Below are 13,908 nucleotides of genomic sequence, written 5' to 3'. Positions count from 1 at the left end.
CGCGGAGCGGTCGCGCGACCGGTCACCGGTGGCTGTCGCCAGCCGTCACGCAGCCTCGGGGGCTGTTCAGCAGCCGTTGAGGACGCCCTGCAGCGCGCTCTTCTCGGCCGAGTCGACGGACAGGTTGTAGGCGTGCTTCACGTCCACCCACATGCGGGCGTACATGCAGTGGTACGCGGCGCGCGGCGGCATCCACTCGGCGGGGTCGCGGTCGCTCTTGGACTGGTTGACGTTGTCCGTGACCGCGATCAGCTGCGGGTTGCCGAGGTCGTTGGCGAAGCTCTGACGCTGCGCGGTCGACCAGCCGCTGGCGCCGGAGGTCCATGCCTCGGCGAGCGGCACCATGTGGTCGATGTCCACGTCACCGGCGGCGCTCCAGGTGGCGCCGTCGTACTCGGAGTACCAACTGCCGCTGGTCGCGGCGCAGCTGGAGTTCGTCGCGACGTTCGAGCCGTCACGCTTGAGAACGGTCTCGCGGGTGTCGCAGGCGCCCGACTGCGTGATCCAGTGCGGGAACAGGTCGCGGCTGTAGCCGCTGGTGGAGCCCTCGGCCCTGACGGTCAGCTGACCGAGGTAAGTACGCGCGGTGGAGGCGGCGATGGGGGTGGGCGGGGATGCCTGGGCGGGCGTGGGCGCGACGAGCAGCGCGGTGGCCGAGACGAGTGCGGCGGATGCGGCGATGACGGCTATTCGCCCGACGGGCCGGCCGCCTTGACGCGCGTAGATACCTGACATGCGAACTCCCTTGTTGTGGGGGGAAACTGACCGCTCGGATTCGTTTTGGGGGGTCGGACCCGAACGCCATGCTGTCGGCGCCGGATTGCTGCGAGGTGGGCACCAGGTAACAGGGTGACGACATGGGCACGTCACATCAAGGGGCGTGGGGCGGCTGTTGCCGGGGGCGCGTGGGCATCAACTCCGCGCGGGCGGGCGGGATCTGACGTATGGGGGGAAATGTCGCGGACGGGGGCGCGGCGGGCCCGTACCCGGACGCCGGGGCCGCGCGGCTCGGCCGCCCGGGCCCCGGGGGTACAGGCGGCCCACGGCCCACCGCTACACACATGGGAGCCGGGCGCCGGCCCGTGCTCGGGGCCGCCGGTGGCGGTCCGCAGCATCGCCCGGTGTGGCATCGCGAGGGGCCCTTCGCCGAAGGCGAGTGCGGGGTGCGGCACTGTCCGTAGCGGGGGGCCGGAGCCGGGGCCCTTGGCGCCGCGGGCCCGGGCGCGCGGCGCCTGCGGCGCGGCGCGCCCCCGGGGGCGGGGACCAGGCGGCCAGGCCGGGTGGTGCGCACGGGCGCGGGCCCGTGAACCGCTGGGGCGGTGTGCTCGGTGCTCAGCTACTGGGGCGTCAGGAGGCGCGGGCCCGGGTGTGGGTGGCACGGGGCCGACGGATGCGCCGGTGTACCTGCGAGACGGGCGAGGGCCCGTGCCCGGAGGTCCGGGCAGTTTCGCCAAGGGTGTGCGGGTACCCCGAGCGGCCGGCGCGGGCCGGGTTCACGCCGGCCGCCGTGGCTGCGCACTGCGGGGACGGCGCCCTGCCGCGCGGGGCGCGTTCCGGTGGGCGGCGACCGGTGCCCGGCCCCGGCTGTGGGCTTCGTCCCTCCCGCCCCTCAAGGGGGTCCGGGGGTCCGGGGGGTCTCCCCCGGTTTCGGGAAGGGGCGGGGTGGGGGAGAGTTACGCCCCCACCCGGACCTCGATCGTGCCGTCCCCCCGCCCCGTCACCCTCACATCCGTCAAGTCCTCCGTATGCGCCGTCGGCGACAGCGACGCCGCCCGCGGGCCCACCCCCAGCACCCGCATCCCCGCCGCCCGCGCTGCCGCGATGCCCGCCTCGGAGTCCTCCAGCGCCAGGCAGTCCGCCGGGGACACGCCCAGTTCCGCCGCGGCCTTCAGGAAGCCCTCCGGGTCGGGCTTGCTCGCGGAGACGTGTTCCGCCGTGATCCGGAGCGCGGGCATCGGGAGACCCGACGCCGTCATGCGTGCCGTCGCGAGCGCTTCGTCCGCCGACGTCACCAGCGCGTGCGGCAGCGAGGCGATCGCGGCCATGAACGCGGGCGCGCCCGCGACCGGGACCACCCCGTCCAGGTCCGCCGTCTCCTGCGCCAGCAGCTCACGGTTGTCCGCGTGGTTCTGTTCCATCGGCCGGTCCGGCAGCAGTACCGACATCGTCAGATAGCCCTGGCGGCCGTGAACGACCTTCAGGACCTCCTCCGGGTCCAGGCCGTGCTCGGTCGCCCAGCCGCGCCAGCAGCGTTCCACGACGGCGTCGGAGTTGACGAGGGTCCCGTCCATGTCCAGCAGCAGCGCGCGGGCGGTCAGGACGGATGTCGTCGTGGTCGGGACGTTGGCCGGCATCGGCGGACTCCAGGCAGGGGGAGCGGGGAAGCGCAGGCAAGAGCGGCTCCCGCCCGCCGGTCAGGGAAACGGACGGGAACCGCTTTGTTCAACGACTATACAAAGTGGGTGCGGGATCACGCCACCCCGGCCCCGCCCAGCCGGTCCGTCAGTCCCGGCCCCAGCCGTCCCCCCGGCCCGGCCGACCGCCGCCGTCACCGTCACCGTCACCGTCACCGTCACCGTCACCCTGTTCCCGGCCCCGCCCACTCGTCTCCGCCTCCAGCGCGCGCCGCGTGTTCTCGCCGTACACCCCGCTCGGATCACCCTCGATGTTCTTGTACGACTGGTAGATGCGGACCGCCGACTCCACCCGTTCGCCGAACCGGCCGTCGTACCCGTCGTTGTAGAGCCAGATCTCCGACAGCCTGCGCTGGAGCTCCTCCACCTCCGGCCCGCTGTCCCCGCGCCGCAGACCCGCCCCGGCGTTCGAACCCTGCGTTCTCGTCTCGTCCGGCTGCGGCGGATTCGCCGGGGCCCGGCTCGGCGCCACGGGCTTCTCGCTCGGTGACGGCTGCCCTCCCGCGGCGGACTCCGACGCGCTCGCCGAAGGCGATGCAGAGGCGGACCCGGACGCCGACTTCGAGGGGGAGGCCGACGCGGACTCCGACTCCGACGGATCCGGTCGCGCGCTCGCCGTCGACAGCCCCGAATTCAGGTCGGACGTCGCCTCGTCACCGCCGTCGTCCCCGGTGAAGAGGCCCCCGGCGAACGACGCCGTACCGATCACCGCCACGGCCGCGGCCGTCAGCGCGACCATCGCGAACGTTCTGCGCCCGCCCTTCCGCTCCGGATCATCCGCCGGACGCGGCCCCGTCGTACGAAGGCCCGGCAGCACCAGCCGCATCGTCTCGGCCGGGTCGGTGCCCTCCGAGAGGTCGCCGGCGTGCGGCGGCGGTGGCGGCGGGATGGACGCTACGACCGCCTCCGGGTCCTGCAGTGGTACGTACGGCCGTATCCGCAGCGGGTCGAAGTCCTCGGCCGCGGCTATCGCCGCCCGTTCGGAGCAGTCGCAGCCTGCGCCCGGTCGGCCGTACGCGTCCCGCGGCGTACCGCATTCGGGACAGTGCTTTCCGGTCAATGTGGGTCCCCTCCCTTGGGCTGTCAGCGATTATGCAGCCCGCTCCCGCGCCGTCGTGTGTCAAGTCCTCCTCCAGGCCGCCGAACGGTAGGTGAACGACCTCCGTGCGACCTCCGTGCGACGGCCGCGCGACCGGCGGCCGACCACCGGGCAATCGGCGAAGGACCGGCGACCGACCCGCCCTCCCACCGCTTTTGGTACGACATAACAGGCCATAAATGATCGGAACAATCAGGATGGGGGCAGGCCGCAGACCCGAGGAGATGCCGATGGCCCAGGAAGCGAGCCCGCAGCCGACGACTCCCCAACCCGGTGAGGGCCAGAGCCGGCGCACGATCCTCGTGTCCATCAGTGCCCTGCTGCTCGGTCTGCTGCTCGCCGCACTCGACCAGACCATCGTCTCCACCGCGCTGCCCACCATCGCCAGCGACCTCGGCGGCCTCGACCATCTCTCCTGGGTCGTCACCGCCTACCTGCTCGCCTCGACCGCCGCCACCCCCCTGTGGGGGAAACTCGGCGACCAGTACGGCCGCAAGAAGCTCTACCAGACCGCGATCGTCATCTTCCTCATCGGCTCGGCCCTCTGCGGCGTCTCCCAGAACCTGCTTCAGCTCATCATCTTCCGTGCCCTCCAGGGCCTCGGCGGCGGCGGGCTCATCGTGCTGTCCATGGCGATCGTCGGCGACATCGTCTCGCCGCGTGAGCGAGGGAAGTACCAGGGCCTGTTCGGCGGCGTCTTCGGCGCGACGAGTGTCCTCGGTCCGCTGCTCGGCGGGGTGTTCACCCAGCACCTGAGCTGGCGCTGGGTCTTCTACATCAACCTGCCGATCGGCGTCGTCGCGCTGGCCGTCATCGCCACCGTCCTGCACATCCCGGTGCGCTCCACCAAGCACACCATCGACTACCTCGGCACCTTCCTCATCGCCTCCGTCGCCACTTGCCTGGTCCTCGTCGCCTCGCTCGGCGGCACCACCTGGGCCTGGGGCTCGGGCCAGACCATCGGCCTCGCGGCCCTCGCCGTGATCCTGCTGGTCTTCTTCATCCGGGCCGAGCGGCGGGCCGAGGAGCCCGTACTGCCCCTCCGGCTCTTCACCATCAGGACCTTCTCGCTCGTCTCCGTCATCAGCTTCATCGTCGGCTTCGCCATGTTCGGCGCACTGACCTATCTGCCGACGTTCCTCCAGGTCGTGCAGGGCGTGTCCCCCACCCTGTCCGGTGTGCACATGCTGCCGCTGGTGTTCGGACTGCTGATCACCTCCACGGTGTCCGGCCAGATCGTCAGCCGCACCGGCCGCTGGAGGGTCTTCCCGATCGCCGGCACGGGTGTCACCGCGGTCGGACTGCTCCTGCTCCACCAGCTCGAAGTGAACAGCGGCGCCTGGGAGATGAGCGCGTACTTCTTCGTCTTCGGCGCGGGTCTGGGCCTCGTCATGCAGGTGCTCGTACTGGTCGTGCAGAACTCCGTCGGTTACGAGGACCTGGGCGTCGCCACTTCCGGCGCGACCTTCTTCCGCTCCATCGGCGCGTCCTTCGGCGTCGCCATCTTCGGCACGATCTTCACCAACCTGCTGAGGAACAAGCTCACCGACGCCCTCGCCGGACAGCCGCTCCCGCCCGGCGTCAGCCCGTCGGAACTCGCCGCCGACCCGCGCGCCGTGGGCACTCTGCCGCCCGCGCTCCGCTCCGGGGTGCTCGACTCGTACTCGACGTCCATCACCGACGTCTTCCTCTTCGCCGTGCCCGTCGTCCTCCTGGCCTTCGTCGTGTCCTGGTTCCTCAAGGAGGACAAGCTGCGCGGCTCGGTGACCGCCCCCGAGGCCACCGAGACCCTAGCCAGCAACCCGGTCGAACGCTCCTCCCACGAGGAGGTCGCCCGCGCGCTGTCGGTGCTCGGCAGCCGCGACGGGCGCCGGCGGATCTACGAGGAGATCACCGAACGGGCGGGTTACGACCTGCTCCCGGCGGCCAGCTGGATGGTGCTGCGCATCCGGCGCCACGGGGTGGTCGAACCGGCGCGCCTTGCCGAGGCCGCGCCCGTACCGCTGACGGTCATCAACGACGCGTCCCGGCAGATCGAGGAGCGCGGACTGGCCCGCCGCGACGGCCTGGGGCTGGTCCTCACCGAGCACGGCGCGGAGGTGGCGGAGGTGCTGGCGAAGTCCCGGGAGGAGTCGCTGGCGAAGATGCTGGGTGACTGGTGGGGGCCGGACCGGCCGACCGATCTGGTGCAGCTGGTACGGGAGTTGAGCGACGAGTTGTGCGGATCGAAGTCCGAACGGCCCAAGAGCCCGGAGCCGCGCGGCGATCACTCGGTCTGAGCGGCAGGTCACTGTCCTCGTCGTTTTCGCTCCCGTCTCCGGGACCGCCGCCCTCATCTCGCGGGGTGGTTCCGCGCGGGTGTCGCGGTGGTGCGCCGCGCCGTGCTGTTTGGCGGCCCGATTCCGGGCAACCCGACTTCCTGAGGAGCCCGTTCGCCGGATACGAGTCGAATCCAGGAAGGCAACCATGTCCACTGTCCTGATCGTCGTCGCTGTGATCGTGGTGATCGCCGTCGCTGTCGGCGCCGTTCTGTACGCGACCGGGAGGGGTGGTGGACGCGCCGGACTGAAGCGGCGGTTCGGCCCCGAATACGATCGCACCGTCAATCGTCACAACGGTGATGTGAAAGCCGCCGAGAACGAGCTGACCGAGCGGGTCAAGCGCCACGGCGACTTCCGTCCGCGCCCCCTGCCCGCCGAAGCGCGCGACCAGTACGTCGCCCACTGGGCCGGCCTCCAGGAGCGGTTCGTCGACTCGCCGCGACAGGCCGTCACCGAGGCCGAGAAGCTGATTTCCAGGCTGGCCACCGACCGGGGATTCCCGGACGTCGGACAGCGCTCGGACCACCTCGACGCCCTCTCCGTGCACCACGCGCACCAGGTGGACGGCTATCGCAGGGTGCACCACGCGGCATCGGAGGAGGGCCGGGACGCGAGTACCGAGGAACTGCGCGAGGCGATGGTCGAGGCGCGGCAGCTCTTCGAGCGGCTGGTCCTCGATTCCAAGGAGGACACCGCGCGCGAGCGTCGCGCCATCCCCGGCCGGAATCCGGCACTGAGGCAAGGAAGTGACGTGTAATGACGTACGACCCGTATGACACCGAGCAGAAGCGCGAGCAGCAGGGACCGGACGACAAGGGGGAGCGGGCGCTCAGGAGTGAGCGCGGGAGCAGGCCCGCGACACCCGTCGTGCCGCTGTCCGAGTCGGAGAGCGTCGCCGCCACCGGTGCTGGTGGAGCGGCGACGGACCGGCCCGCACGGCCTACGGTCCCGCCCAAGACGCCGCCGGCCCCGCCGATGACGCCGGCGGCCCCGCCCGCGACGCCGCCCCGGACCGCGCACGGCGCGGAGAAGGACCCGCTGGCGGGCCCGGTCCAGGATCCGGTGCACCCGGTGTCCCCGCCGGGCACGGCGCCCAAGAGCGCGGCGACGTCCGCGGCGAAGTCCGCACCGGCCCGGGAGACCGCGCCGACGTCCGCGAAGTCCGCACCGGCCCGGGAGACCGCACCTGCCCGGGAGACCGCGCCCGGTCGGACGCCGGAGGCCACCCCCGCGCAGACACCCCGGCTGATCCCCCAGGACCAGTGCGACAAGCTGAACCTGCGCCTCCAGGAAGCGCTGACCACCTTCATCGACGGGCCCAGGCACTCGGTCGAGGAAGCGGCGGGTGTACTGGAGGAGGCGGTCGAGCGTCTCACCGCGGCCCTGGCCGAACGGCCCCGCACCCTGCGCGACAGCTGGGACGGGAACGGCGACGGACGCGGTAAGGCGGCCGCCGACACGGAGGACCTGCGCCTCGCGCTGCGCAGCTACCGCGAAGTCACGGAGCGGCTGCTCCGGATCTGAGTACCGAGGACGAGACCGAGCGCCGGACGGGCCATCTGCCCGTCCGGCGCTCGGCGTTCACGTCCGTCCGCCGGCCGGACAGACCCTGGGGTCCGTCGCGACAGGCCCTAGTTGGCGATCTCGATGTTGTCGATGAACGCCTGATATCCGCCGGTCGCCGAACGGTCGTAGCCGACGAGGATCTTGGTGATCGTTCTTCCGTTGAGCCATGTTCCGATGTTGCTCTGGATCCGGCTCCAGCTGCCCACGGTCCCCTTCGCCGTGCCGGGGTGCATGTCCTGGCCGGTCGTGGACGTCGCCGCGCTGTCCCTGAGCGTGGTGCCGTCGCTCAGCACCAGATCGACGGAGACGTTGCGCCCGCCCGCGTCCTTCGGCAGGAAGCCGTAACTCAGCTTGGTCGCGGCCGTGATCGGGATGCTGACCTCGAACGCCTGCATGTACGCGTAGCTGTGCCCCGCGGCGGGGGTGCTGCCCTGCGCGCGGATCGCCGACCGGCCGAGCTGGTGGTCGGCGCCCGTCACGGTGCCGAGTGTCGGACCTGTGACGTTCAGCGTGCCGCCGGGACCGGGGGAGTTGGTCCATGTCAGCCGCGCGTCGGTCTCCTGTTCCACGCTCGTACGGAAGAAGACCGGACCGGTCGAGAGCGGGATGGGCACCGTGTTGCTGAGCGGATCCTGGTTGGTGATCATTCGCGTCGCCTTGCCGGCCAGCCGCAGATAGAAGTCCGACGAGGTGAACTTGCCGTCGGCGCTGGTCGTCTGGAAGTACTGGTCGGTCGGGATCATCGAGGAGTCGGTCGCCGACGGCGCGATGTTCGTGGCCTCGTCGTACTCGTCGAACATGGCGATGAACGCCTGTGGGATCCCCGCCTTGCGCACGTTGGCGGCCTGCGTCCACATGAAGTCGCCAGCCCTGCGCGGGATCTGGTTACGGGCTCCGCCGTTCCAGTTGGCCCAGGAGAAGCCCGGATAGATCACCGGCAGATAGTCCTGGCCGTTGGCGCGCGTGGCGGCGAGGTCGGCCGCGAGCTGCGGCGCGGTGTCGCCGGTGGAGCCGACCATCCACGGCGAGATCATGTTGAACGCCTTGTAGACGGGGCCGAAGCCGGGCTTGGCCGCTGAGTCGTCGCGCCAGCCGCGCGGGACGCCGCCGATCACGTAAAGCCCCTGGCTCTTGAACCAGTTGACGACACGTACGGCCGTCTCGGCGGTGCCGGGCCGGTCGGTGAAGCCGAGTCCCCAGATCTCTACGACGGGCTTGCCGCCCTCGCGTGCGTACGCGGGAGAGTCGGTGAGCTTCAGCGTGCCGATGATCTGCTTGGTCCAGTCGTCCTTGAGGACCTGTTCCACATTGGCGTCGTTGAGACCGCTGACGTCGTACTCGACGTAGAAGCCGCGGCCGTACTTCTGTGCGGCGTCCCGCGCCTTGGTGGTGACCTGGTCGCGCCAGAGCGCGCGCGGCGCGGTGGGGTTGGCGATGTCGCTGCCGAAGCGCTGGAGCGCGGCGCCGTCGATGCCGTACTGCTGCATCCACTGGAAGTGCTTGTCCACGACGGTGGTCTGGTGCGAGGAGAAGAGGGTGGACGGGCTGCCGTTGCCGAGCGCGGCGTACCCGGTCCGGAACTGGGCGGAGGCCGGATAGCCGGTCATCTCGGGATACATCTCGAAGGTCTGGTCACCGGGGGACGGGGGCCTTCCCGCCGCCCAGTGGACCCAGTTGTCGACCGGCGAGCCGTCGCCGGGGGCGGCGAACCAGCCCTGGTATCCGGCGTACACCTTGCCCTTGACGGTGGGCGCGGCGGCGATGGTCTCCGTCGCGGCCGTGGCGACGTTGTCGGCAGCCGCCGACGGTCCGGTGCCGGTGCCGGTCAGCAGGAGCCCCGAGAGGAGCGAGAGGGAGAGTGCGGTGAGTGTGGTGCGGAGGAGGTTTCTCCGGGGTCTTGGCACGATGCACCCTTGTTCGGGAGTGGGGGACAGGTGTACGTGTTCGTGATTTGTTCATGACACTTACGAATGCGCGGTGAGGTGTCAACAGTTTTCGCACCGATGGTGCAAGCGCTTTCTTCCCCACGGGTCATGGGCTTCGCGCCGTACGCTCGCCGCATGGGACAGGTGACAGGACTGACGACATATGCCGGGCCGATGCAGGAACTCGCCGAGCGGTGGCTGCGGGTGCGGGGCGAGGGTGAACACGGGGGCGTGGACGGTGACTTCGTCTGTTCGCCCGCCGGGCTGTGGCTGGCCCTCGGCGCGGTGACCGCCGGCGCGCGCGGCCAGACAGCCGGTGAGCTGGAGACGCTGCTGGGGCTCGTCGGTACGGGGTCAGGCACCGCCGGGGCCGTGACCGACACCGCCCGCGCACTCGCCCGGACCGATCAACTCGGCGTCGCCACACGGGTCTGGAGCCGCGTCCCGGTCTACCGCGCCTACCGCGAAGCTCTTCCCGACATCGGCTTCGGGCACATGGATCCCGCCGAGATCGACGCCTGGGTACGGGAGGCGACCGGCGGGCTGATCGAGAAGCTGCCTGCGGAGGTCAACGAGAAGACCCTGCTCGCGCTTGTCAACGTCCTTGCCCTGAAGGCGCGTTGGCAGATGCCGTTCGAGGCGAGGGACACCGCGGATCTGCCGTTCACGGACGCCGGCGGTACCGTCCACGCCGTACGGACCATGAGGCAGCAACTCGGAGCGGCCTCCGGGTGGACGGTGGACGGCACGCACGTGGTCGAACTGCGCTGCGAGGGGGGTGAGTCCGCGTTGCGCGTGCGGTTCGTACTCGGCGCGGAGGGGGCGAGGGCGGCGGACGTCCTGCCGGCCGCGTGGGCGCCCGAGTCGCGCCGCGCCCCGATCGACACCGAGCGGATCAGTGTCTTCCTGCCGCGGCTGGAGCTCCGTACGACGATCGAGATCACGCCCCAACTGGCCGCGCTCGGGGTGACGTACGCGACCAGCGACCTCGCCGACTTCTCCGGGCTCTCGCCGGAACGGCTCAAGATCGAGAAGGTCGTGCAGGAGGCGGTGGTGAAAGTCGCCGAACTGGGCGTCGAAGCGGCGGCGGTGACGGCGATCATGATGCGGGCGGCGGGGATGGCCCGGCCGCCGCGCGTGGTGCCGATCGCCTTCGACCGGCCGTTCGGCGTGGTGGTCCTGGACGCCACGGGCGAGGTGCCCCTGTTCACGGGCTGGCAGGCGAGTGCCCCTCGGGGGCCCGAGATCGGGACCGGGACCGGGCAGTAGGGGTGCATGCCTCGTGGGGGCCCGCATGCCCCCACGAGGCGGACCCGGGGAGACCGGGTTCCGCCCGGTTCCCACCGTCCGCCGGCGTACCCGGAACACCGCCGCGCCCACCACCAGCAGGATCAGCGCCAGGAACACCGCGCCCACCGTCGCCTGCCGGGCCGGCACCATGGCGCCGCAGCCGCACGCGTACGCCGGTGCGATCAGCGACCCGAGCTGTGCCGGCAGCAGCGCGCACACCACGAGCAACGCCCGCCGGGCGTTCCGTATCCGGCCGGACCGGCGGGACCCGGGACATCCGGCCCCGTGTCCCCCGTACCCGTCGCATCCCCCGTACCCCCGCTTCCTCGCGCCGTCCGCCCGTCGCGGCGCCCCAACGCCTCAGACGGCCCGGTCCCGGGTCCGGTTCCTGGCGCGCCGTCCCGATGGCCCTGCTCCAGGCCCCTCTCCGGAGGTTCCGGCATTGCGGTCGGCCGACGGCGGCGTCATCGGTGCTTTCATCGGCATTTGGACAAAACAGGGATGACACTCAGGCGAAGAGGGGGTTGCCTGAGTCTCCTCAGTGGGGGAATGCGAGGCTCATGACCCAGGGTCGAGGGTTGGAAACGGAGGGTCGGCGCGGCGTGGCGAATGCGGAGCAGGGTGTGCGAGGCAGTACGGCGGCAGGCAGCGGATTCGGGACCGCACGAGCGGTGCTGTGGGCCCTCGCGGCCGGTCTCGCGGTACGGCAGGCGGTGGCCGTCCTACGGCTGCCCCCCGGCGAGCGGCTGCTCGATCTCGGGACCTGGACCGGGGAGAACGGCGTACTGCATGTGTCGGGCTCGCTGTACGAGAGCGGGAAGTTCACCGGCACACCCTTCGCCGGCCTGGTGCTGAAGCCGCTGGGCAGGGCCGCCGAACAGTCCCTCGGTGTCGCCTGGACGCTCGGCACCCTGCTGCTCGTCGTGGCCCTCGGCCTGGTCGCGGCGCGCGCCCTGCCCGGCACGGTGTCGCGTCGTACGCGACTGCTCGCCGCGCCCGTCGCGATCAGCCTGCTCATGCTGTCACTGCCGGTCCGCAACAGCTTTCATCTCGGCCAGACCAGCATAATCCCGGTCCTTCTGGTGCTGGTCGCCTTCTTCGTCGTACCCGGCAAACGGGGCGAACCAGGCCCCGGCATCCTCATCGGTCTCGGCGCCGCGCTCCAGCCCGCCGTGCTGCTGTTCGCCCCGCTGCTCTGGCTGACCGGCCGCAGACGCCAGGCACTCACCACCGTCGGCACGTTCGCGGTCTGTACGGCACTGGCATGGGTGGCGCTGCCGAGCGATACGTGGACGTACGCCACGCGCCATCTCGCGGGCGCGGGCCTCGGGGAGAACGCGGACAGCATCGCCAACCAGTCCCTGCACGGCGCCCTGCTGCGCTTCGGTCTCGAAGGGCCGCTGGAGATCGCGCTGTTCGTGGTGCTGGCCGCGGCCGTCTGCTTCTTCGGCCTGCGCCGCGCGGCGCGCTACGCCCTCGACGGGCAACTGCTCCTGGCCGTCGCGATCACGGGCTGCGTGGTCATCGCCGTATCGCCCACCGCCTGGCAGCACCAACTGCTGTGGCTGCTGCTCGCCCTCGTCGGCCGGGTCGGCAGACGGGCGAGCGACCGGCCGGTGTGGCCGGCGGTCGTGGTGATAGTGATGACGCTGCCGGGCAAGATGATGCTGCCGAACATGACGGTCCTGCACCCCGTAAGGGACAACGTGCTGCTGATCGCGGCCCTTGCCGCGGCCTGCCTCCTCCCCTTCCTGACCCGAACGTCGCCGTACTTCGACCGGCCGATCCAGACCGTGTACGCGAGACCCGTCGCGGCGCGGTGGAGACGTGTCCCGCTCGCGCCGTTCTGGCGGCGGCTCGTCAGCCGGCCCAACCTGCTGCTCGAACTGCTCGCCATCCGCGTCGGCTACTCCGTCTACCAGCAGATCCGCGCGGCCGCCGACGGCGGACGCGAGGCGGCCGTGGCGCACGCGGAACAGATCCTCTCCATCGAGAAGGCGCTCGGCATCGACATCGAGCGGTGGGCCAACCACGCCGTGGTGAAGGTGAGTTGGGCGGAGGACTTCCTCAACTTCTACTACACGTCCTTCCACTTCCTCGTACCGCTCTCCATCCTCGCCGTCCTGTATGTGCGCCGGCCCGCCGACTACCGCTGGGTGCGCGCCTCGCTCGCGTTCGCCACGCTCCTCGCGCTGGTCGGCTTCTGGTTCTACCCGCTGGCGCCGCCACGGCTCATGCAGGGCCTCGACTACATCGACACGGTGCACGGCCCGCAGGACTTCGCGAACCCGGACTACGGCGCGTTGACGAGCGTCACCAACCAGTACGCGGCGATGCCGTCGCTGCACTTCGGCTGGTCGCTGTGGTGCGGTGTCGTGATCGTGATGCTCGCGCCCAAGCTGTGGATGAAGCTGCTGGGGCTGGTCCACCCGCTGATCACGGTCTCCGCGATCGTCGCCACCGCCAACCACTGGGTCCTGGACGCGGCGGGCGGGGCACTGGTCGTGAGCGTCGGCTTCGGGCTGACGTACGTCCTGTCGGGGCCGCGGAAGCTCCGGAGGGCGGAGTCGATGCTGGAGCTGAGGCCGGGGGTCGAGCTGGGAGCGAAGCCGGAGGACGAGAAGGAACCGGGCGACGACGGACCGGGCGGGAAGGGCCCCGCGGGGAAAGGCTCCGGCGGGAAGGGTTCCGGGAAGGGCTCGGGCGCGATGACCGCGCCGGGGGTGCGGGGCGGGGACACGAAATCGGCCGCCCGGTAAACCACTTGATCCGGAGTCCTATCGTTTTCGTATGACGACGACGCTGCGGCTGGAGAAGATCACCCCCGGCAACTTCGACGCCGCGATCGGCGTACGGGTCCGCCCCGACCAGGAACATCTGGTCGCCCCGGTCGTGAAGTCCCTCGCCGAGGCGTACGTCCATCCCAAGACGGCCTGGCCCCGTCTCATCCTCGACGGGGACCGGGCCGTGGGCTTCCTGATGGCCTTCTTCGACGCGGACTTCGCGGGGGACGGCGCGGGCAAGGACCTCCGGTCGGGACTGTGGCGACTGAACATCGCGGCCGGTGAACAGGGGCGCGGCTACGGCCGCTTCGCGGTCGATGCCGTCGCGGCCGAGATCCGCCGCCGCGGTGGCACCCGTCTGACCGTCACCTGGCATCCCGGCGACGACGGTCCCGAAGGCTTCTACGCGGGACTCGGGTTCCGGCCGACGGGGGAGACCAGCGGGGACCAGACGGTGGGAGAGCTCGAGCTGGAACCGTGCCCGACTTCCTGACGTCTCGTCGATGGGAC

At 71.1% G+C, this 13,908-nt stretch carries 10 protein-coding genes; 6 read left to right on the top strand and 4 right to left on the bottom strand.

Going from position 1 to position 13,908, the window contains the following annotated elements:
* Positions 1-66 precede the first annotated feature (66 nt).
* From IEY79_RS15980 to IEY79_RS15970, 3 genes are all read right to left on the bottom strand, one after another.
* Positions 67-735 carry an HNH endonuclease family protein gene (locus IEY79_RS15980; protein ID WP_189108154.1) on the bottom strand — a complete coding sequence of 223 codons (669 nt, stop codon included), beginning with the start codon at positions 733-735 and terminating at the stop codon, positions 67-69.
* Between the two features lie 938 nt (positions 736-1,673).
* A complete protein-coding gene (locus IEY79_RS15975; RefSeq protein WP_189108153.1) occupies positions 1,674-2,354 on the bottom strand; it encodes an HAD-IA family hydrolase in 681 nt (226 codons plus the stop codon).
* 148 nt (positions 2,355-2,502) lie between these two features.
* Complete coding sequence (locus IEY79_RS15970) at positions 2,503-3,474, bottom strand: peptidoglycan-binding domain-containing protein (protein ID WP_229700893.1); 972 nt, start codon at positions 3,472-3,474, stop codon at positions 2,503-2,505.
* A 269-nt stretch (positions 3,475-3,743) separates the two neighbouring features.
* Between IEY79_RS15970 and IEY79_RS15965 the strand changes: the two genes are divergently transcribed.
* From IEY79_RS15965 to IEY79_RS15955, 3 genes are all read left to right on the top strand, one after another.
* Complete coding sequence (locus IEY79_RS15965) at positions 3,744-5,792, top strand: MFS transporter (RefSeq protein WP_189108152.1); 2,049 nt, start codon at positions 3,744-3,746, stop codon at positions 5,790-5,792.
* Positions 5,793-5,979: 187 nt separating this feature from the next.
* Positions 5,980-6,591 (top strand): hypothetical protein, encoded by a 612-nt coding sequence (locus tag IEY79_RS15960; RefSeq protein ID WP_189108151.1) that lies wholly within the window; start codon positions 5,980-5,982, stop codon positions 6,589-6,591.
* A complete protein-coding gene (locus tag IEY79_RS15955) occupies positions 6,591-7,358 on the top strand; it encodes a hypothetical protein (RefSeq protein ID WP_189108150.1) in 768 nt (255 codons plus the stop codon). Before IEY79_RS15960 ends, IEY79_RS15955 begins: the two co-directional genes overlap by 1 nt.
* 107 nt (positions 7,359-7,465) lie before the next feature.
* On the opposite strand, the gene IEY79_RS15950 is transcribed toward IEY79_RS15955, so the two are convergent.
* A complete protein-coding gene (locus IEY79_RS15950) occupies positions 7,466-9,304 on the bottom strand; it encodes a glycoside hydrolase family 99 protein (RefSeq protein ID WP_229700892.1) in 1,839 nt (612 codons plus the stop codon).
* 156 nt (positions 9,305-9,460) lie between these two features.
* On the opposite strand from IEY79_RS15950, the gene IEY79_RS15945 reads away from it, so the two are divergent.
* The 3 genes from IEY79_RS15945 to IEY79_RS15935 all read left to right on the top strand — a co-directional run bounded on the left by IEY79_RS15945 (position 9,461) and on the right by IEY79_RS15935 (position 13,891).
* The gene (locus tag IEY79_RS15945) at positions 9,461-10,594 is read left to right on the top strand and encodes a serpin family protein (protein ID WP_189108149.1); all 1,134 of its coding nucleotides are present in this window, start codon (positions 9,461-9,463) and stop codon (positions 10,592-10,594) included.
* A 623-nt stretch (positions 10,595-11,217) separates the two neighbouring features.
* Positions 11,218-13,374 carry a bifunctional glycosyltransferase 87/phosphatase PAP2 family protein gene (locus tag IEY79_RS15940; protein WP_373292550.1) on the top strand — a complete coding sequence of 719 codons (2,157 nt, stop codon included), beginning with the start codon at positions 11,218-11,220 and terminating at the stop codon, positions 13,372-13,374.
* Between the two features lie 31 nt (positions 13,375-13,405).
* A complete protein-coding gene (locus IEY79_RS15935; protein ID WP_189108147.1) occupies positions 13,406-13,891 on the top strand; it encodes a GNAT family N-acetyltransferase in 486 nt (161 codons plus the stop codon).
* Positions 13,892-13,908 lie beyond the last annotated feature (17 nt).

It is taken from the genome of Streptomyces camponoticapitis, from assembly GCF_014646115.1.
Lineage (GTDB): Bacteria > Actinomycetota > Actinomycetes > Streptomycetales > Streptomycetaceae > Streptomyces > Streptomyces camponoticapitis.
This window is presented reverse-complemented; position numbering and strand designations above follow the sequence as displayed.